Below are 20577 nucleotides of genomic sequence, written 5' to 3'. Positions count from 1 at the left end.
TTGAAGGGAAGGCATGTTCACCCACGTCATGATCGGCAGCAACGACCTTGAGCGGGCCAGGGTGTTCTACGACGCCACGTTCGCCGCGTTGGGCGGCCAGCCTGGCGAGATGGATACCAGGGGCAGGTTGATCTACGTCCACGAGGGCGGTCGCCTGATGATCACCAAGCCGATCAACGGCCAAGCCGCGACCTCGGCCAACGGTGGCACCATCGGCATCGCCGCGGCGAGCCCGGACCATGTTCTCGCCTGGCACAGGGCAGGCACCGAGCACGGGGGCAACGCGGTCGAGAGCCCACCCGCCGAGCGTCCGAACGGTGCCTTCGTCGCCTACCTCCGTGATCCGGACGGAAACAAGCTGACCGCGCGATCCAAGCCGACGGAATGACCTACGGCTAGGCCTCGGTGGGTTCTCCGAAAACTCAACCGGTTATCTGGCCCGCATTCGCCCGGGACGAACGCCGGTCAACGACGAGGGCGATGACGGGCCTTGGAGAAAGATGCCCCGTGATCCGGCATCGTTACTCGTTGGACGGAATCCGTTAACCATTTGAAACGGCCCGGGAGACCGGTTCCGGATCAGGCTGCGGGATGAAAGGCCGGACGGGCATGCGCCGCCTACAGGAACACCACCTGAGAAATCCTGTTGGGTCGGCATTCCCTTCGGAGACACGCATGACGACCGATCCCCTGCACAAGTACCCCCGGCCGCCGTTCGAGGCGTAGCCCCAGGGCTTTCCCGGCAAGACCGGCAGATGGCGCCCGAGCCCGATCACGGCGAGGAGAGCTACAAGGGTTCGGGCAAGCTCGACGGCAAGGCGGCACTGATCACCGGCGGCGACAGCGGCATCGGGCGCGCGGTCGCCATCGCCTTCGCCCGCGAGGGGCAGACGTGGCCATCTCTTACCTACCTGAGGAGCAGGCGGACGCGGAAGCGGTGCAGGCCTGGATCGAGAAGGCGGGGCGGCGGGCGCTGCTCCTGCCATCCGCGGGTTTGTTCTTCCACGACTTTCGTACGCCTCGCGGCGCCAGAAACTCTTCAGGATACGCGCCGGTCCGCTTTCGGTCGATTTCTCGCGAATGCGGACGCTCAGAGAGCAGGAAAGACAGGCCTGTGCGCCGCGTTTCCCATTGCGCAGGATACGTCCCGTTGACAACATCGTTCACGCGTGAATGATTGAGGTCTGAACGGAGCAGCGGTCAGTGTCGACATCGACGAAGCAAACTCGCCTGCGGCTGGACGACCAGCTTTGCTTCGCCCTCTATGCCGCGACGAACTCGGTCGTGCGCGCCTACCGGCCGTTGCTGGGCGAGCTAGGGCTCACCTACCCGCAGTACCTCGTCATGCTGGCGCTCTGGCAGGACGGCGTGACGGCGGTGCACGACTTGGCCGCCCGGCTGCAACTCACATCCAGCGCGATCACGCCCCTGGTCGACCGGCTGGAGGCGGCGGGCTTCGTCACCCGGACCCGCGCGGTGGACCGGCGCATCGTCCTCGTCGCCCTGACGGAGGCGGGCCGGTTGCTGGAGGACCAAGTCGCGACGGCGCAGCAGGCCGTGGTCTGTCGCACCGGCCTCGGCGACCGCGAACTCGCCGACCTACGCCAGGAGTTGAAGGATCTCGCCGACCGCGTCGCCGCAGCGGGCATGGCCCAGGGCGACGAGCCGGGCTGAGGATGCCCCGCACGCAGACGTGCGGACGAGGCTCCCCGCGGGGACGAACTGAAACGCGAGGGTTCAACGGCGGCTTGGCCGGCGGCCCAGGCGAATAAATCGAGGGCCCTGCGCAACTGCGGGCGCCTTCCATCCTGTCGGCTCGCGATGAGCCGGACGATGCCCGCACGCCATGCGGGTCAAACACGAGGAGGATACATGGACGCGCAAGCGACCGGGGATCCCGGGGGCGGCCAGCCCTGGGGACCCCACAACACGGTGACGGTGGTCGACCCGTCCCCGGTGAACTGGCTTTCCATCACCTGGAACACGATGGAAGAAGCCAACCGCGTCGACCACGACGGCATCGGCCAGCCGAGCCTCGCCGAGAGCTGGCGCTGGCTCGATGGCGAGACCCTCGAACTCAAGATGCGGGACGCGGTCTACCAGGACGGCGAACCCTTCAACGCTTCGATGTTCAAGCTCGGGTTCGACAAGGTCCAGGAATGGACCAACCCGCACCCGCCTGGCGCCTTCCTCAACTTCGCCCGGGACGTGACTTGCGAGGCGGTCGACGACCGCACCGTCCGGATGCGCTTCCCTGGCGGCGACTCCGCGGCGCTGATGAAGCTGCGCGGCATGCACCTGCCTTCGACACGGTTCTGGAACGAGTGGGGCTTCGTTGACCCAAAGACGGGGTCGGCAGAAGGCCATTGGTGAGTGATCGACGCGCCTGGTCCGTGGGGGACTGGCCCGTTTGTGCTCACCGAGGGCGTCTCGCTCATCGATAGCCGCTCCGACCGCGTGGTCATGGAGCCCAACCCGACGTACTGGAACTCGGCTCGCAGGCCGACGGTCCGGATCGTCTACGACAACGTCATCGGCAAGGACGAGGGCATCAAGTCGGTCGCTGTCGGCGACGGCCAGGTCGACGTCGTGTTCGACCTGACACCGGATGAGGCCAAGGCCTTCCCGGCAAGCGAGCATGGCAAGGTCCAGACAAAGAAGGCCAAGGCGATCCTCACGGGCGTCTTCAACGAGAACCGGCCCGACTCGCCCTGGCGAAACCCGGAAGCCCGCCGGGCACTGAACCTGGCCATCGACCGCCAGTTCGTGCTCGACGAGGGTGCGCACGGCTACGGCACGGTGATCCCGGCCTTCATCCAGCCCGGCCGCTACGGCGCGGATCCGGTTATGAAGCCGATCCCGCACGATCCGGTGGCGGCACGCGCCGCCCTCGACGCTGCGGGCTTGTCGGGGCGCGAGATCGTGTTCGTCGCCTCTCCGGCCTGGAAGGGCGTCGTCGATGCCGTCGGCGCCTGCCTCGCAAGAGTCGGGCTGTCTGCCCGGTTCGTCAGCGCCAAGGACGAGCCGCCGGCCGACTTCGACGTCAAGATCGAGTGGTACTTCGACTGGACGCCGCAATACCCGGTGGCCTGCGTGCACCGCGAGTTCTTCGGAAAGGACGCGACCCTGAGACAGGGTCCGGAGGATCCGAGGTTCGACGCCCTCTACGAGAAACTGCTGCACACGGCGAAGGAGCCGCAGCAGGAGGGCGTGGTGCGCGAGGTGGAGCGGTACATTCAGGACGAGGCGAAGGCCTTGTTCCTGTTCTCGCCCTTCACACTCTTCGCGGTCTCGAACCGCGTGGACTTCGTCGCCTACGACACCTGCATGTCCGAACTGGCCGAAACCCGCATCAAGGGTTGAGGTCGCTTCCGGCCGGCGCGGACCGTTCCGCGCCGGCCACCCCGGGCTCCAGCACGAAGTCGCCAAGCCATGATCGTCGTGACGGCGGGTCATATCGACCACGGCAAGACGACGCTGGTGAAGGCGCTCACCGGCGTCGACGCCGACCGGCTGCCGGAAGAGAAGGCCCGCGGCATCACCTTGGATCTCGGGTTCGCCTACGCGCGTCGGGGTGATTGCACTCTCGGCTTCGTGGACGTGCCCGGCCATGAGCGCCTGGTGCGCACGATGGTGGCAGGGGCGACCGGCGTCGCGTTCGCCCTCCTCGTCGTGGCGGCCGACGACGGCGTCATGCCCCAGACCCGTGAGCACATCGCCATCCTTGACCTGCTCGGCCTCGGACATGGGATCGTGGCGGTCACCAAGAGCGACAAGGTGGACCCGACGCGTCTCGCGACGGTTCGCGCCGAGATCCGCACGGCGTTGACCGGGACCGGCCTCGCCAATGCACCCATCGTCGCCTGTTCGTCGTTGTCCGGTGCCGGCATCCCCGAGCTCGCGGGCCTGCTGGACTCCGCTGCGGCCACGCCCGCCGTGGTCCGACCGACGGCAAGGGGCTTCCGTCTGGCGGTCGACCGCTCCTTTACGATCTCGGGGGCCGGCATCGTGGTCACCGGGGCCGTACATGCCGGCACCGTGCGCGTTGGCGACCGCCTGCTGGCCTCCCCGGGCGGACAGGAGGTGCGGGTGCGGGGCATCCGTGCCGAGGACCTCGTGACCGATGAGGCCGGCGCCGGGCAGCGCTGCGCCCTGAATATCGTTGGCCCCCGCCTGTCGAAGGGGGACATCCATCGCGGGGACTGGATCCTCGCACCGGCGCTGCTTGGGCCGACCCTGCGTCTCGACGTGACGCTGCGCCTGCTGCCCGGTGAAAAACGGGCTCTCCGCCATCGCACGCCCGTCCAGGTGCACCACGGCGCTGGCTTGGTCACCGGGCGGGTACTCCTCGCGGAGGGCGTCGTCATCGAGCCTGGCGGGTCGGCCAGAGCTCTGATCGCCCTCGATGCGGGACTTGGGGCGCTTTACGGCGACCGCTTCATCCTCCGCGACATCTCCGCCTCGCGCACCCTGGGCGGAGGCACAATCGTCGACATCGACAGTCCGCGACGCGGAGCTTGGTCGGAAGAGCGGCAGGCGATCGTTCAGGCCCTCGACCAAGCCGACGATGGGCACGCGCTCGACGGCCTGCTCGAAGCCAGCCCGGTAGAGGTGGATCTCGTTCACTTCGCGCGGTCACGCAACGTTCCGGCGGCGGCCATGTCTGCCCTTGCAGACACCCTCGGCGTCATGGTGGTGGAGACGCCCCGCGGTCCGCTCGGTTTCTCAGGCGCGCGCATGAACGGCATCCGCGGTGCCGTCCTCGCGGTGCTCGACGACACGCATCGGACCGAGCCCGACAATCCGGGGCTGTCCCCGGAGGAAGTCGCGGCAGGCATTCTCCTTCAAGACCGCAGGGTTTTGCCGGTCATTCTCGACGCGCTGGTCCGCGACGGTACGGTCGCGCGTCGCGGCAGCTACCATCATCGCCCGGGGCACGTCGTCCGCCTCAGTCCCGAGGATGCGGTACTTCACGAGGAGATACGCGCGATTTTAAAGGAGGCCGGGCTCGATCAGCCGCGCTTGGCCGAACTCGCGCAGCGCGTGGGCAGTGAGCCGGACATCTTGCGTGGCTTTCTGGATCGGCTCGGCCGCATCGGCTGGCTGCAGCGTATCTCGAAGCACTATTACATCCTGCCCAGCGTCCTGCTCGAATTGGTGGATCACGCCCGGGCGGTGGCCGGCGCACATCCTGAAGCGCTACTCACCGTTGGGCAGTTTCGCGAAGCAACCGGGATCGGGCGGAACATCACGATGCCGATCCTGGAATACTTCGATGCGCAGGGTCTGACGATGCGTGTCGCTGAGGGGCGCCGCGTTCGACAAGAGGCGTTCACACCAAACAAATCTTAGCTGTCGTCCCTGCCTGGGTGACAGATCGAGAGTCGTTTGGGCGATCCGCGGCATGAGCCAAGGTGATCTCGACGTATGCCGGGGCATGGCGTCCGAGGGGCATCTTTCGCCTCCGGCCGAAGTCCAATCCTTTCGATGTCGCTGACTGCTCGTCCCTCAATGCGTGGTGGCAAGTGGGCTCAAGTGAGCGGCCCCAAGCGCAGTCAACGGGACATCCAAGGCAACGCGGAGGCCCGTCTCGGCGAAATCGAGGTCGATCTCCCCATCGAGTTCGCGCTCGACGCTGACTGCGATCAGCCGCGTGCCGAAGCCCCGACGCGTCGGCGGAACGGTCGGCGGGCCGCCGGTCTCCCGCCACTCCAGGAGGAGCCGACGGCCTTTGCCAGCGTCGGCTATGACCGACCATGCGATCCGAACCTCGCCTCCGGGAACGGACAGCGCGCCGTGCTTGGCGGCGTTGGTGGCCAGCTCGTGGAGCGTCATCCCGAGGGACAGCACATGGCGCGGCGGAAGGTCCACGTCGGGACCGTCCACGACGAAGGTCGCGTCGCCGCCGCGATAGGGGCCCAGCTCGTTCTCCAGCACCGCCCGAAGGGGAGCGCCCGACCAGTCGTCCCGCGTCAGGAGGTCATGGGTCTTCGACAGGGCGAGGATGCGTGCCTCCAGCCTCTCCCCGGGTGCATCGCCGCCGCGCGTCGATTGCCGTGCCAGGGCCTGGACCGTGGCGAGGGTGTTCTTCACGCGATGGTTGAGCTCATGCAGCATCGTCACCTGCCGTTCCTGCATCGCGCGACCGTTGCGGACCTCGTCGCGAAGGTCGGCCTCGTTGCGCTGGAGGCTTCCGGCCATCGCGTCGAGCTTGCTGCCGAGCCGACCGAACTCGTCGGCGCCGTCCAACCCTGTCCGGGCCGCAAGATCTCCGGCCTGCCATTTCGATGCCGTCCGGAGCAGGCGGTCGAAGGGGCGGCGAATGAAGGCGCGTCCCGCCAGGAACGCGGCGGCCACGGCCAAAATCGCACCCAGCGCGATCAGCACCACGCCCCTGCGGGTGGCGGCGTCCACGTCCGCGAAGGCGACATCGCGGTCCCGGCCGACCGTGACCCATGCGGACGAAGCCGCCCCACCGGGCTTGGCGTTGGCGAGGATGCGTTCGCGCCCGTCGATGCCCAAGTCGACGCGGACACCCTCGCCACGGCTCATCACGATGCGCTGCCGATCCGGCGGCACCGGCTTCCCGACCCATTCATCCCCATCCGGATAGCGGACCAGGATGATCCCGTCCTGGTCCGCCACCGTCACGGAGGTACTGGGCAGTCTCAGGTTGCGCCTGAGGTAGCCGTCGAGCCAGCCGAGGTCGACGGCGACGGCGAGCACTCCCACCGTCCGGCCGGCTGCGTCTGGCAGGGCTTGAGCGAAATGCAGTGAATTCCTGCGCGAGGCATTGCCGCGGGCGTAGGTGCCCATCACGAACGCACCCTCGGCGACGGCGCGGCGCTGATACACCCGCTCGGGCACAGCGTAGGAGCCGGGCGCGGACCCGAGGCTGTTGCACACGACGGTCCCGTCCGGCCGGGTCAGGGCCAGCACCGCGAACTGCGGGTTGTCGCGTACCGCCCGACGCAGGTACTCGGTGCACCCCGAGGGCTCCAGCGTTCGGACCGCTGGGTCCTGCGCGATGAAGTTCAGAGCTTGCCGCGCCATCTCCGCGACCTGCGAAAGGTCCTCCGCGACGGTGCGGGCCGTTGCCATCGTATCGGCACGCACGATCTCGTCGCGCGACGAGCGTAGGGCGTGCTCGTTGTAGCCCTGGATGGCGAGCGCGGGGGCCAGGGCGAGCATGACAAGGATCAGGATACGGGTAGTCAGGGACATGGGGCGCCGGCCGCTTCCGGAAGAGTGAAGCGGAAGGTGGTGCCCTGGTCCGGGGAACTCGTAACGGTCAGTTCACCGCCTTGCCGCTCCACGAGGTCGCGGCAGAGCAGGAGGCCCAGCCCGCTCCCGCGCTCGCCCGCCGTGCCGTTCGTCGTGCTGCGTCGGTCGAGCCGGAATAGGTCGGCCACCTTACCAGCAGGCATGCCGACGCCAGTATCGGAGACCGTGATCTCGACGCCGCTCCCGGTCCGCCGGCCGGCAACCGTGATCGTCCCTCCCGGCAGCGTGAACTTGACCGCGTTGCTGACGAGGTTGCGCAGCACCGTGGCCAGCATGTCGCGCTGCGCGCGCACGATGGCCCCCTGGCAGTCGATGGCCAGGGTCAGACCCTTGTCGGCAGCCGCCTCGGCGGCGCCCTGCATCACTTCCGCCCCCACCGTGCCGACGGCGACGTCGGTAATCGTCACCGCCATCGTGTCCATCTGCAGGCTCGCCCAGGAGAATAGGCTCTCCAGCAGCGCGTAGGCCTGCGTCGCGGCGTCGTTGATGCCCTTGGCCCGGCGCTCGATGGAGGCGTGGTCCCGCGTCGCCACCGCCTTCCCCAGGACCTCCGACAGTCCGAGCAGCGACTGGAACGGATTGCGCAGGTCGTGAGCGATGATCGAGAACAGCAGGGTCTTCTGCCGGTTGAGGGTGTCGAGCTCCAGCGACTTCGCCTCGGCCTCGCGCCTAGCTTCGTCGAGCTTCGCCTGGAAGCCGCGGCGGGCTTCTGCGTAGCGGATCGCCCGGGCGAGGCTCGACGGGGTCGCCTCCGCCTTGGCGAGGTAGTCGAGGGCGCCGGCCCGCATCAACCGGAACGCGAGGTCCTCGTCCGCCTCGCCCGTCAGCATCAGCACGGCGTGACCCTCGCCCGGGAGGGCGAGGAGGGAGGCCAGCAGGTCGAAGGTGTCGACGTCCGGTAGGCGGTAGTCGAGGAGGATGCAGTCGAACGCATCCTCCCGCGCCAGGCGCAAGCCGGTCGTGCCGTCGGGCGCCTCGGTCAGGTCGTGCTTCAGCCCCGACTTCTTCAGGGCGCGGCGCACGGAGCTCCGGTCGACGGCGTCGTCGTCGATCAGCAGGATGCGGGTGGGGGCTTCCACGATGGTGCCGAGCCCTATTGCGGAAACTCGACCACCTTCCAGAAGTGCTCCAGCATGGAGACCGCCTCCATGAAGGTGTTGGCCGGATCGCGCTTGACGATGTAGCCGGCCACGTTGTGCCCGTAGGCCCGCATGCGGTCCTCGTCGGCCTTCGAGGTGGTGATCATGAACACCACCGCGGTGCGCAGGTCTTCGTCGGCCCGGATCTCCTCTAGGAACTCGATGCCGTTCATGCGCGGCATGTTGAGGTCGAGGAGGATGAGGTGGGGCTTCGGCAGCTTCTCCTTGCCGTTCTGGCCGCGCAGGAACTCCAGCGCCTCGATGCCGTCGCGGGCGACGGTGATCGGGTTGCCGATCTTGCTCTTCTTGAAGGCACGCTTCAGCCCTTGAACGTCGACCTCGTCGTCGTCGACCAGCAGCAGGTTAACCGTCGAACCCATCAGTCCCCCCCTTCGTGCCGTCCCGCGGCCACGTGAAATGCACCGAGAGGCCGCGCCCTTCCCGACCTTCGGTCAGCCAGACCTTGCCACCCTGGCGCTCGACGAGTTTCCTGACGATGGCGAGACCCATGCCGCTGCCCTCGACCTCGTCGCGGGGCCTCAGGGTCTGGAACATGCCGAATACGCGCTCGCGGAACTGCTCCGGGATGCCGGCACCGTCGTCCGTGACCACGAACTCTACCATATCGCCCATCGGGTGCGCATCGACGCGGACGCGACCGTCGCCCGGATGGTCGTGGTGCTTGATCGCGTTGCCGACCAGGTTCTGGATCGCCTGGGTCAGCGGCGCCTTCGCCGCGTTCAGCGTCGGTAGGTCGTCGGCGGCGACGATCTCGAACCCGTCGGGTGGGCTCACCAGCACGGCGAGTTCCTCGACGAGGGCCTTGGTGTCGACCGGCGCGAAGGCGACGTCCGCGCGGCCGGCCCGCGAATAGGCCAGCAGGTCGTCGAGCAGGCTCTCCAGGCGCCGGACCCGGCTCTTCAGGAGATCCATGTTGGTCTGGACGTCGCCGGTCAGCGCGCCTTCGAGATCCTCCTCAATCCAGCCGACGAGGTTCTCGATGCCGCGGAGCGGCGCCTTGAGGTCGTGCGAGGCGACGTAGGCGAACTGCTCCAGTTCCTCGTTGGTTCGTCGCAGGTCGACCGCATGACGGGCGAGCCGTCCCTCCATGCGCTTGCGGTCGGTGATGTCCGTGTTGGTCCCGTACCAGCGGATGACGCGCCCCTCCGCATCGCGAAAGGGGTTGGCGAGCGAGAGGAACCAGCGGTACTCGCCGGTGGCGCTACGCAGGGGAAAGGTGTCTTTCCAGGGCTCGCCGACCTTGAAGGCGTGTGAGATCCGCTCGACGACCCGTTCGACATGGTCGGGATGGTGGACGGCCTTCCAGCCCCAGCCCTTCATGGAATCGATGGTCGTGCCCGTGTAATCGTACCAACGCTGATTGTACCAGAAGATGTCGCCGTTCGCGTCCGCGATCCAAGCCATCTGGGGCAGGGTGTCGGCGAGGTTGCGGAAGTCGGACGCGTCCGGAGCGGTCGGCGTCGGCGCCACGGCGTCTGTCATGGCGTTTCCCTTGTTTGGTGGCTCACCGGCGTCCGCTCGCGGTCGAACGTGTAGGGCACGTCTTTTCGCGTCCTCGGCGCCCTTGTCCACCCGCGTCGGTGATCCGCATCAAGGGATCCACCGGAGGATCCCATCACACGATGACCGCGCCTGTCTCGGCCGGCCCGGTGCCCCAGGCGGCGGACAAAGTCCGTCCTGGCTGCGGCAGGTTCGATAACGCGAGCGCCCCTCCAGCCATGTGACGGAAACGCCGAGTGTCGGGGGCCCAGACCGGGACCGGATCGCCCGGGGAGGGCCTCGGCGACGCATGCGCCCTTGGGTTCGTCATTCCGCAACCTCCGGGGTGGCGGCGGTCCGTCCGGCGCGTCGCCGGCCGGCGAGCTCGACGGGGGGCAGCCCGACGATGTCGTAGGTGGCCGAGGCGATGCCGATGCCCGCGGCGTCGAGGCCCACCAGCATCTCGCGGCTCATGGCGTCCTTGGCGCCTCGGATCTGGTGGGTGCCGAGGATGAAGCGGACGGTCAGCTCCAGCCAGTTGTCGGTGATCCGGAAAAAGACGCGCGGCTCCAGGTCGATGGGCTCGACCCCGAAGCGTTCCTGCAGGTTCGTCTTGGCCTCGGCGGTCATGGCGTTCGTGTCCAGGGCATGCCGCCTTGCCGCAGCGAGCATGATCGCCTCGACCCTCGCCCGGTCGGCCTCGTAGGTGATGGGAATGGACATCTCCTCCCAGATGAACGGGAAGTCGCGCGTGTAGTTGAACACCGGCTCGGAGAAGATCTGCGCGTTGCTCACCGTGACGATGCGGCCGGTGAACTGGCGGCTGCGCACCCACATGGCCGGGCTGCTGCCCTGCACCGCCGGCGGCTGGCCCATCTCCATGATCGTGGTCTGGATGAAACCGAGGCGGAGCACGTCTCCGCGCACGCCGCCCATGGTGATGCGGTCACCCACCGTGAAGGTGGAGCCGCGCAGGATCACGAAGTAGCCGGCCACCGAGGTGACGACCTGCTGAAGCGCGAAAGCGAGTCCGGCGGACATCAGGCCGAAGGCGGTGGCGAGGCGGGCGGGGTCGTTGAACCAGATCGAGAGCAGGCCGAGGACCAGCAACACCGCCGCGAGGAGGCTGATGCCCTGGCGCGTCCAGAACTTGGTCTGGAGCGTGGAATGGTCGGTCCGGTTCAGGACTAGCCCGACCAGCGCCCGAAGGCCGATCCCGCCCCCGACGATCACCGCGATGAAGATCAGGGAAAGCAGGAGCTTTCGCCCGTTCTCGGCATTCACGCCGACCCAATCGATCCCGAGAAAATGCACGCATTGATCCTTCGTGTGGACCTGGACGGGAATGCGTCCGGGTCGGAATGGTCAGCCCCGAAGCCGCGCTCGACGCCGCTCGGTCAGATTGTGGGAGACGGCGTCAGCGCGACCGCCTCCATGGCGCCGGCGTCGGCGATGGCGAGCTTGCCGCGTACGGTCAGGTCGCTGACGAAGGCGAACTGGTCACGCATGTCGAACGGGTAGGCGCGCAGCTTGTAGTGCGTGCCCCAGGGCTCCTCATGCAGCACCACCCGGACCGATTTGCCGTAGTTCAGGAACGGGCTGGTCAGCGCCACGTCCTTCAGCAGCGCGCGAACGAGGGCGCCGTCGTGCCGGGGCAGCAGGTAGAAGTCGGCGACGCACTGCAGGGTCTCGGCGCCGTCGTTCGCGTTGGTGATCCGGTCGGTCCAGATCGTCGAGTGCGGGACGGTCACTGCGTTGTCGTCGGGCGTCTGGAGCAGGATCGCGCGCAGTCCGACGTTTCGCACCTCGCCATAGTCGGAGCCGACCTTGACCCAGTCCCCTGGGCGATACGGCCGCTCGACCAGGGCCACCACCCCGGCGATTAGGCTGCTGACGTAATCCTTGAAGGCGAAGCCGATGGCGACGCTGGCCGCGCCGGCGATGACCAGGAAGTTCTGCAGGGTGATGTTGAAGACGATGGGCACGATCCAGACGATGGCGAGCACCATCAGGAGCAATCGCGCGATGGGCACGGCCGCCAGGAGGTAGAGCCTCAGGCGGCTCGGGCCGCGTTCGGCGAGGTAGGGAAAGGTGCTGCGCACCAGCCAGATCGCCGCCCAGGTGCCGACGACGATGAGCCCGATCTCCCAGAACCGGATGTCCTGGAGGCTGTGGACGAGCTGCACGCCCCCGTCCTGTACGTCCTGTGCGGTGGCCATGGCGTTCAAACCCGTCCCGCGGGAAAGCCCGCCGCTTCGAGGCCATCCCGGATCGCCGGGTAGGCCGCCGCCCGGCAGCCGAACCGGTCGCCCTTGCGCTCCAGGAACCCGGCCCTGAGCAGGACGGGGAGGACGTTCGGTTCCCCGACGCCCGGCAGGACGAGGAGCATTTCCTCACGGGTCAGCGGTCCGTGGATCAGCAAAGCGTGCAGGGCATGGAGGGCGGCCCCGTCGTCCGAACCCGGCAACAGGTACTCGTCGAGGGCGGCCACCCACAGTGTCTGCTCGCTGGCCTCGCCGTCCGAGATCGCGGCCCTCGCGTCGTCGGCGATGTCGGCGTTGTCGCCCGTCCGAAGGCTACGCCGCCAGAGGTGCCAGGCGACCCAGGGTATGCCGAGGCTTCGCCCGGCCAGCTTGCGCAGGTAGTCGTTTCGCGGCGCGCCCGCCTCGTCGACGGCGAGCACGTCCTTGCCATCGGCCGGCAGGCGGAACCGCATCGCCCCGGTGGCCTCGGAGGTCGAGAGCTGAACGAACCAGCTATGCAGCCGGACGGCGTCGAACGGCTTGATCGTCACGGCGTCGGGCAGGAGGGCGTCGGCGCCGGTCGCCTTGGCGAGGTATGCCCAGGCCCAGGCGTTGCAGCCGACGACAACCGGTCGGTCGAGTCCGTCGATGGCCGCAAGGAGCGCGCGCACGGCGCGAAGGCCATCCCGATGCCGCAGGAACCAGTCCTCCAGCCTGGGGACAACCAGGATGCCCGAACCGGCCATGTCCGGCAGGATGGGTTTCTCGGCGGCGGCGAGCGATTGCCGCGAAGGCGGCGCAAGGACCTGATGCCCCGCCTCCGATGCCCAGGTCTCGATGACCGCGTTCTCCTCGCAGGACGGCAGCACCACGGTCAGGATGTGCGACCCGCCGGGCTGGCGATCCAGCCACCTGCCGACGGTGGCCCCGATCTCGGCGAGGACCGGCCCGCAAGCGGGGGGAGCTACGACCTCGTCGAGACGCTTCAGCGTCGCACGGTGCAGCTTGTCGTCGGCGATGAAGGGCTCGGACTTCTCGCGGTGGAACAGGGCGATCAACCGACCGAGGTAGCGCCGGGCGAGTTCCTCCCGGGGTACCGGTGGCGTCTTTGCATCTTCAAGGGGGATCAGGAACGCGGGGCCTTCAGTCTCCGACATCGGCGCGCGGCATTCCAATCCAGGGTGGTCGACAACGTGAACCGCCTAGGTTCGTTGCCGTGCCGGGCCGCATCCACCGGTCACGAAGCAGGCATTGCCGGCTCCCAGCGCCGACGCGACCCACGCGCATCCCCGCTATGATCGAGTGGCGGACCGCGGAGGAACGAGGGCCGGTACGGGGGCGATCCCGGCGCATGATCCTGGCGGCTAGTGGCCAGCGGCAGGCGTATCCTCGGCCTGCAGGCCCCTGAGGGGAGCGTCGATGGTGCACACGACGCCCGTCGCCGGATAGGAGAGATCCACCTCGCCGCCGAAGTTGCCGGCAAGTCCACGCCCGATCAGCCGCGAGCCGAAGCCGGTCCGTGTCGGCGCCGTGACGACGGGACCATCTTGCTCCGACCATCGGAGGGCGCAGTGCGGCTCGCCGCCGTTCTCGCGCAGCGTCCACTCGACCGCGACCTTGCCTTTCGCCGTCGAGAGGGCGCCGTACTTGGCCGCGTTGGTCGCGAGTTCGTGCAGTATCAGGGACAGCGACATCGCGGCCTTCGACCCGACGGTGAAGGTAGGCCCTGCAAGGATGAACCGTCCCGGATTGTCCCTGTGCGTCTGCAAGGCGCTCTCGATCAGGGTCTCGATAGGGGCAGACCCGACCGCTCCCCCGAGCAGGAGATCGTGGGACTTGCTTAGGGCGATCAGCCGACCGGCGAGGACCTCCCTGGCCGCGTCCACGTCGGTCGCCGTGCGCATGGTCTGCGTCGCGATCGATTGGACCATCGCCAGCATGTTCTTCATGCGATGGCTGAGTTCCAGGTTCAGCGTCCGCTGCCGTTCCTCCGCCTCGATCCGCGCCAGGGCCGCACGGGTCCGGTCGGCGATATTGTTGGCGAAGCTGATCTCCTCCGGCGTCCAGGCGTACGGAACATCCTTGAGGGCATAGAGCAGGGCCACGAACCGCCCATGTTCCATGAGCGGCAGGTTGAGCAGGGAACGCACGTGGATGGCCGCGAGGGCGCCGGCGTCCGAGGCGGTCCGGGGGTCGCCGCCGACATCGTCGATGACGACGACATGGCCGTTCTTCAGGCTCTCGATGTACGAGCCGTAGTCCCGGAAGCCATGCACGCCGCCGATGCCCGGCAGACCCGGTGCCGACCATCCCTGGTCGACGAGGATGGTCTCCGCGTCATGGTCGACCGCCCCGTATCCGGCGTGGGACAGGCCCAGCGTCCGACCGAGGATCTCGGACGCCATGCGTGCGATCTCGGCCGGATCGTTCGTGTTGCGCAGCCGGTCCCCCAACTCGGCGAGGGCCGCGCGCCTGGCGTCGGTTCGTTTGCGCTCGGAGACGTCGATGAACATCGCGGCGAAACGTCGTTCCGTCTCGCGGTAGGCCCGGACTTCGAACACGCGTCCAAGCTCGGGAACCGTGATGTCGAAGATCTCGGACAGACCGGTGTCCACCACACGTGCGTAGGTCTCGATCACCCAGTCGGGAATGCCTGGGATGACCTCGCGAACCGTACGGCCCACGGTCTCAACGGGTAGACCGGACTGTGCGGCGAAGGCCGGGTTGATCTCCACGAAGCGGTAATCGAACGGTCGGCCCTGATGGTCGCGGATGATCTCACCGCTGAAGAACCCTTCGTGCATGCCCTCGAAGAGGCCGCGCCAGCGCTTTTCGCTGTCGAGGATCAGCTGTTCGGAAGCCCGTTGCCGGGTGATGTCGCGGGAGACCACCAGCAGCCGCTCGGGCTGACCGTCCGCGCCTCGGATCGGTGTAACCTGCACGTCCCACCACTTCGGCGTGCCCTTGAGGGTGTCGGCGGGCGCCTGGAAATGGCCGGTGCCGCCGGAAAGCGCCGCCCAGAACGCCGCCTGGGCATCGATCCTAGCCTGCCCGTGCCAGAACCCGGTCCAATCGCAGCCCCTGACCTGGTTGAAGTCGTCGGCCTCCATGACCGCGAGGCCGCCCTCGTTCATGAAGGTCAGCCTGGCGCCGGGATCGAGCACCTTGATGCAGTCGGCCGACGAGGACAGCACGCCACGCATGAATGCGGCGTCCGCCTGTTCCTTGGCGGCGGCGTCCCGTTGGGTCGTCCTGTCGCGAAGGATCTTGAGGAAGCCCTCGTGCCGACCGTCCTCGTCTCGAAGCGGCATCATCTCGCCGTTGGCCCAGAACAGGCTGCCGTCCTTCCTGAGGTGCCAACGCTCGTCGGTCCCGCGACCGTGCAGCAGGGCCGAGGCCATCTCCTGTTCGGGAATGCCGGTGGCGACATCCTCTTCGGTGAAGAACACGTGCGCCGGCTTCCCGCGCATCTCGTCCTCGTTCCAACCAAGGATGCGTTCCGCGCCGGGCGACCAACTGGTCACCATGCCCTCCAAGTCCAGGGAGACGATGGCGTAGTCGACCGCGCTCTCCAGGATGGCCTTATTGCGGCGGTCGCTCTCCTTACGGAGCCGGAGCGACCGGCGTAGCTCCAGGGTCGTGACGACTTGGTTCGCCAGCGTCCGCAGCACGAACGCCTGCGCCGGCGTGAGCTTGTTCGGCTTGGTGTCGAGGACGCAGAGCGCGCCTAGGGCGACGCCATTGGGCGTCCTCAGCGGGGCGCCCGCGTAGAAGCGTACCCCGGGGCCGCCGGTCACCAGCGGATTGGCCGAGGTACGTGCGTCTTGGGTCAGATCCTCGATCTCGAAGACGTCGTCTTGCTGAACGGCGTAGGCGCAGATCGACTGGGACAAGGGCGTTTCGCTCCGCCCGAAGCCGGTCTCAGCCTTGAACCATTGGCGGTCGCCGTCGAGGAGTGAGATCAACGACACCGGCATGCCGCAGACATCCGACGCGACCTTCACGATGTCGTCGAACTCGGACTCGGCGGGCGTGTCGAGGATGTCGTAGCTCGCCAGTTCGTCCCGGCGGGGTCCATCGAGGTGTTTGCTTCCTCCCGCCATAGCCCTCCAACCGACTCCCGATGCGCTCTCGGCCGGACGCCGAGACAGATGCGGTCTGCCGTTAAACGCCTCGCCGTACAATGGTATTTCAAGGTTTAAGAACGACTTCGGGCGACGATGGCCGGATCGTCCGGTAGCGTTGCAACCAGAGTGCTGCCCCCCGCAGGTGGTGGTTCTCGGCGCTGGCCCAAGACCACTGCTACTTCTTAAGTGCCTCGGGGTGTTTCTCCGAGGGCATCGTCTTGCGAATGTGGTGCCTGACCACCGAGGGACTGAAGGGCTTTGGGATGAACGTTGCCCCATCCGGCAGGTCACCGTGTGCGGGCCGTATATCGCCGGACGCAACGACGATGGCGATGTGCGGCCACAACTCGGCGGTCCGGCGAGCCAGTTCGAAACCGTCGCCCTGACCGGGCATCTGCACGTCGGTGAACAGCAGATGCACCTTGCCATGGTGCTCGTCGAGCACCTTGATTGCCTGCGCCACGTTCATCGCCTCAAGTACCACGAAGCCCGCATCCTTCAGGATGTCGGCTGCTTCCATCAGGATGAGGGCATCGTCGTCGACCACAAGGGCGAAGGGGGCAGCGGAAAGGCCAGGCAGGGTCATCGACATCAAAGGCCGCTTCGCCGCAGAGGTTGCCTCATAACATAAGTTTGATTTGGCGTTGTCTGCTCACCATCGCGTGGACCAAAACCTCGATCCGATGCGTAAATCACGAGCGGGGATCGGCAGGGTTCATCCCTACGGTACCGCGGACCATGACAAAGGTCGTTTTCCTGCACCAACGCTGATCACATCGGCCAGGACCTTTCAGGCGAAGCGGTCGAAGCCGGCAACCTATCGACTTAACATTTGTTGCGTTCCCATGATGACGAAGCGCTCCATGGAAGCCTCGGCCGTCCTCGTCGTCGAGGACGACGACCTCGTGCGCCTTTGCGCCGTCGAGATGTTGGAGGATGCGGGCTTTGCCATCGTCGAGGCGCGCCATGCCGACGAGGCGTGGTTCATCCTCCACGAGCGGTCGGATATCGGTGCGCTATTCACCGACGTCGACATGCCGGGCTCCATGTGCGGGGTGACCCTGGCCGGACGCGTCCACGACGCCTGGCCAGACATCCGCCTCGTCGTGACGTCAGGGCGCCAGCGCTTCTCCGACGGGGAAATCCCAGACCACGGTCTGTTCTTGCCCAAGCCCTACAGTGCGGACCAGGTCGTCGACGCGATCCAGGACGCTGTCTGACTGTCGGCCGGTCGACGAGAGTGGTTGGCCGTGCTCGTTGGCACGGACGATCTCGACTCCGAGGGAAGCGGGACGCGGGATGCGCTTCCCCTTGCCCACTTCCGGAATCAAGGATTCCTTAACCATGACCGGCCGCACCACGTGCAGGCCGCCGCGTCCGAAGTCCGCCAGTGATGGGAGCCGCCTGGACGAGAGGAGTTCTCGCGCCGAAGGCGGCAACGGACGGCCTTTCGTAGTGGATCCGGTTCGTCCTCCACTTGCGGGAGAGACGAGGGCGATGCGATCGACACGTCACATCAGGAGCGCTCGACCGATGAAAGCCAGGGACTTTCGCCCACGACCCTGACCCCGGAGCGCCGCGCGAAGCGAGAAGGCCTCCGTCATTTCGGAGGCTATATTGCCAAGGACACTTTTCTGCGCCGACACCCATTTCGGGCACAAGAGCATGCTCAGTCCACGCATGCCTCGGCCGCGCCCCTTCGAGACCATCGAGGCCCATGACGAAGCCCTGGTCGCCGCCTGGAACAAGGCGGTCCGACCGGACGACATCGTCTGGCACCTTGGCGACTTCGCCTACAAGTGCGGCCTGGGTTACGCCGCCTCCATACAGGCGCGCCTGCACGGCCGCATCCACCTAATCCGGGGCAACCACGACATCGGGCTCGGCGAGCGTCTCGAATGGGCCAGCCCCATCGTCGACGTCCAAAGGATCTACGTCCAGGACCCGGGAATGCCCGAACGCGTCGCCCTTTGGGCCAGCCACTATGCGCACGTGACGTGGCCTAATGCCTGGCACGGCGATCTCCACGTCTACGGGCACTCCCACGGTGGCATTCCGGCCAACCGGACGAGCCTTGACGTCGGCGTCGACTGCTGGGAATGGCGTCCCGTGACGCTGGGGGAGATTATGGCGAGGATGGCGGCGTCCCCTGCCATCGCCTCGTCATGCTGACGATGCGTCGGTGCCCGCTCCGGTCGGGGCACGATGGTCGCTTCACGAACCCGATGTCGGCGGCCACGGCCTTCAGGCGCTCGGGCTCGCGCTCCTTGCGCTCGGAGTACCGGTCGACGAGATGTTCGGCCCGCTCCCGGGTCAGGAGCGTGAACCTCACCAACTCCTCGCAAACATCGACGACCCGGTCCATTCCCCGAAGGCGAGGTTGGTGGTGACCACGATCGAGGTGGTCTCGTAGAGCTTGCTGATGAGGTGGAACAGGAGCTGGCCGCGCGTCCGCTCTACGACCGGGTTGGGTGGGAAGCAGCTTGGCTGCTTTCAGTCGCAAGACGTTCTTAAGCGGACCTAGGATGACCCGCCGACTTCGGATGGACGGTCCAACCCACCGTATGTTCGAAGTTCGTTGAAGTCGGATGCCGACATCATCAGAGGCGATGCGACCGGCACGAAAGTGCTCTGCCTCGGGAGACAGCGTGATTCACGATTACAAAGCCCCGGTTGCGCGACGTCTCGTGCTGGTCCGGCATGGCCAGAGCGTAGCCAACCGATCCGGCCTGTTCACGGGATTGCTGGACTCGCCCTTGACCGAGCAGGGCCGGATGGAAGCCGAGGCAGCCGGGAGGCGTTTGGCCGAGCGCAGCTGGCGCTTTTCCGCAGCCTTCACCTCGACGCTGACGCGGGCCGTCGTGAGCGGCCGGCTTATTCTCGATGCGCTCGGGCAACCCGGATTGGTCCCCCAACGCTTCGCCGCGCTCGACGAGCGAGACTACGGCGACCTCAGCGGGCTCGACAAGATCACCGCCGATGCGCGCTGGGGGGCGGAGCGGATCGAGACCTGGCGCCGCTCCTACGCCGAGGCGCCGCCGAACGGTGAGAGCCTTCGCGATACCGTCGCCCGCATCGTGCCATGCTACCTCCGAACCATCCTGCCGGCGGTCATGTGCGGGGACGTGCTCGTCGTCGCCCACGGCAATTGCCTGCGGGCGCTTGTTATGGCGCTTGAAGACCTGAGCCCCGCGGAGGTCGAGCACCTCGAACTCGCGACGGGCTCCGTCAAGATCTATGATCTTGCTGCGGACACGACGATCACGGCCCGCTGGATCGACGGGTGAATCCGCCTGTCGGCCCCCCACAATGCGTCTCCGCAAACTCTGAGGGGGTCCTCATTTCATCGATTTCAGTGATGAAAAGCATCTAATCATTCCGTTGGAGTGAATGAACGGGACCTGGGATCCTCCGGCATCACATTGGAGCCATCCATGTCCGCGCCCAGACTTTTCTCCCACTCTCGTTCGACGCGTGCCTTGGCCGGAACGAGAGCCATCCTTCCGGGACTGGGCCTCTGCGTGGCGGTCACCGCCGCAGCGGTCGGCTTCGAAGCCGCCGAGGCGCACCTGTTCGGTCGTGCCTGGCTCGAAGCCTTGGTGCTCGCGATCCTGCTCGGGAGCGCGATCCGCACCGCCTGGACCCCGTCGCAGCGTTTCTTTCCCGGCATCGCCTTCGGGGCCAAGACCGTGCTGGAGATCGCGGTCGTACTACTCGGCGCGTCGCTCAGCATCGCGACGATCCTCGCCGCCGGACCGGGCCTGCTCTTCGGCATCGCGGGCGTCGTCGTCGTGGCGATCCTGTCGAGTTACGGCATCGGCCGAGCGCTCGGGCTGCATCCGCGCATGGCGATCCTCGTGGCCTGTGGGAACTCGATCTGCGGCAACTCGGCGATCGCGGCCACGGCACCGGTGATCGGCGCCGACGGCGAGGACGTCGCCGCCTCCATCGCCTTCACCGCGGTGCTGGGTGTACTGGTGGTGCTCGGCCTGCCGCTGCTGGTGCCGCTGCTCGGTCTGTCGCCGATGCAGTACGGCGTGCTTGCCGGCCTCACCGTCTACGCCGTGCCGCAGGTCCTCGCCGCCACCGCGCCGGTCGCGGCGCTCAGCGTCCAGGTCGGAACCCTGGTGAAGCTCGTCCGGGTGCTGATGCTAGGGCCGGTCGTCCTGGTGCTCTCGCTCGGCGCAAGCCGGCTGCGCGAGGAGACCGACGAGGCCGCCCCCGGCGTCACCGCGGGCGACCGCCCGGCCCGCGGCGGCCTCGCGATCCACCGCCTGGTGCCGT

At 67.3% G+C, this 20577-nt stretch carries 16 protein-coding genes and 4 pseudogenes; 9 read left to right on the top strand and 11 right to left on the bottom strand.

Going from position 1 to position 20577, the window contains the following annotated elements; translation table 11 throughout:
• Positions 1-13: 13 nt before the first annotated feature.
• The 5 genes and pseudogenes from FV227_RS18090 (at position 14) to selB (ending at position 5352) form a co-directional block, all read left to right on the top strand.
• Positions 14-388, top strand: a complete 375-nt coding sequence (locus tag FV227_RS18090) for a VOC family protein (protein WP_147853033.1) — start codon at positions 14-16, stop codon at positions 386-388.
• A gap of 287 nt (positions 389-675) precedes the next feature.
• Positions 676-985, top strand: a pseudogene (locus tag FV227_RS29940) (SDR family NAD(P)-dependent oxidoreductase); the annotation flags it as partial.
• A 218-nt stretch (positions 986-1203) separates the two neighbouring features.
• Entirely contained in the window at positions 1204-1674 is a 471-nt protein-coding gene (locus FV227_RS18080) for a MarR family transcriptional regulator (RefSeq protein WP_147853034.1), read from the top strand.
• A gap of 147 nt (positions 1675-1821) precedes the next feature.
• Positions 1822-3363: pseudogene (locus FV227_RS18070) on the top strand (ABC transporter substrate-binding protein).
• Between the two features lie 69 nt (positions 3364-3432).
• Entirely contained in the window at positions 3433-5352 is a 1920-nt protein-coding gene (selB, locus tag FV227_RS18065; RefSeq protein ID WP_147853036.1) for a selenocysteine-specific translation elongation factor, read from the top strand.
• 156 nt (positions 5353-5508) lie between these two features.
• Here the strand turns inward: selB and FV227_RS18060 are convergent, their stop codons facing one another.
• The 9 genes from FV227_RS18060 to FV227_RS18020 all read right to left on the bottom strand — a co-directional run bounded on the left by FV227_RS18060 (position 5509) and on the right by FV227_RS18020 (position 16879).
• Positions 5509-7224 carry a sensor histidine kinase gene (locus tag FV227_RS18060; protein WP_147853037.1) on the bottom strand — a complete coding sequence of 572 codons (1716 nt, stop codon included), beginning with the start codon at positions 7222-7224 and terminating at the stop codon, positions 5509-5511.
• Positions 7215-8363: a hybrid sensor histidine kinase/response regulator gene (locus FV227_RS18055; protein ID WP_147853038.1), complete on the bottom strand. Its 1149-nt coding sequence runs from the start codon at positions 8361-8363 to the stop codon at positions 7215-7217. Before FV227_RS18055 ends, FV227_RS18060 begins: the two co-directional genes overlap by 10 nt.
• Positions 8364-8377: 14 nt before the next feature.
• Complete coding sequence (locus FV227_RS18050) at positions 8378-8803, bottom strand: response regulator (RefSeq protein WP_147709580.1); 426 nt, start codon at positions 8801-8803, stop codon at positions 8378-8380.
• On the bottom strand, positions 8787-9926 hold the full coding sequence (locus FV227_RS18045) for a PAS domain-containing sensor histidine kinase (RefSeq protein WP_147859601.1): 1140 nt from the start codon (positions 9924-9926) through the stop codon (positions 8787-8789). Before FV227_RS18045 ends, FV227_RS18050 begins: the two co-directional genes overlap by 17 nt.
• A gap of 324 nt (positions 9927-10250) precedes the next feature.
• Positions 10251-11237: a mechanosensitive ion channel domain-containing protein gene (locus tag FV227_RS18040; protein WP_147853040.1), complete on the bottom strand. Its 987-nt coding sequence runs from the start codon at positions 11235-11237 to the stop codon at positions 10251-10253.
• Positions 11238-11320: 83 nt separating this feature from the next.
• Entirely contained in the window at positions 11321-12142 is an 822-nt protein-coding gene (locus FV227_RS18035) for a mechanosensitive ion channel domain-containing protein (protein WP_246686480.1), read from the bottom strand.
• 5 nt (positions 12143-12147) lie between these two features.
• Positions 12148-13323 (bottom strand): hypothetical protein, encoded by a 1176-nt coding sequence (locus FV227_RS18030; protein WP_147853042.1) that lies wholly within the window; start codon positions 13321-13323, stop codon positions 12148-12150.
• A 207-nt stretch (positions 13324-13530) separates the two neighbouring features.
• Entirely contained in the window at positions 13531-16350 is a 2820-nt protein-coding gene (locus tag FV227_RS18025) for a PAS domain-containing protein (RefSeq protein WP_246686479.1), read from the bottom strand.
• Positions 16351-16468: 118 nt separating this feature from the next.
• A complete protein-coding gene (locus tag FV227_RS18020) occupies positions 16469-16879 on the bottom strand; it encodes a response regulator (protein ID WP_187274864.1) in 411 nt (136 codons plus the stop codon).
• A gap of 259 nt (positions 16880-17138) precedes the next feature.
• On the opposite strand from FV227_RS18020, the gene FV227_RS18015 reads away from it, so the two are divergent.
• Entirely contained in the window at positions 17139-17513 is a 375-nt protein-coding gene (locus FV227_RS18015; protein ID WP_147853044.1) for a response regulator, read from the top strand.
• A 397-nt stretch (positions 17514-17910) separates the two neighbouring features.
• The gene (locus FV227_RS18010) at positions 17911-18465 is read left to right on the top strand and encodes a metallophosphoesterase (RefSeq protein WP_147853045.1); all 555 of its coding nucleotides are present in this window, start codon (positions 17911-17913) and stop codon (positions 18463-18465) included.
• On the opposite strand, the pseudogene FV227_RS29935 reads toward FV227_RS18010, so the two are convergent.
• Both FV227_RS29935 and FV227_RS18000 read right to left on the bottom strand, forming a co-directional pair.
• Positions 18419-18655 (bottom strand): annotated as a pseudogene (locus FV227_RS29935) (hypothetical protein); the annotation flags it as partial. The gene FV227_RS18010 and the pseudogene FV227_RS29935 sit on opposite strands and share 47 nt — an antisense overlap.
• Positions 18655-18747: pseudogene (locus FV227_RS18000) on the bottom strand (ATP-binding protein); the annotation flags it as partial. The pseudogenes FV227_RS18000 and FV227_RS29935, both read right to left, overlap by 1 nt.
• A gap of 194 nt (positions 18748-18941) precedes the next feature.
• On the opposite strand from FV227_RS18000, the gene FV227_RS17995 reads away from it, so the two are divergent.
• Complete coding sequence (locus FV227_RS17995) at positions 18942-19580, top strand: 2,3-bisphosphoglycerate-dependent phosphoglycerate mutase (RefSeq protein WP_147853046.1); 639 nt, start codon at positions 18942-18944, stop codon at positions 19578-19580.
• A gap of 147 nt (positions 19581-19727) precedes the next feature.
• Positions 19728-20577 (top strand): putative sulfate exporter family transporter (locus FV227_RS17990; protein WP_147859600.1); only part of this gene is annotated, 850 nt, incomplete at its 3' end.

The organism is Methylobacterium sp. WL119, from assembly GCF_008039875.1.
In the GTDB taxonomy this organism is placed as follows: domain Bacteria; phylum Pseudomonadota; class Alphaproteobacteria; order Rhizobiales; family Beijerinckiaceae; genus Methylobacterium.
Note: the sequence above shows the minus strand (reverse complement) of the source record. Positions and strands in the feature narration are given on the sequence as shown.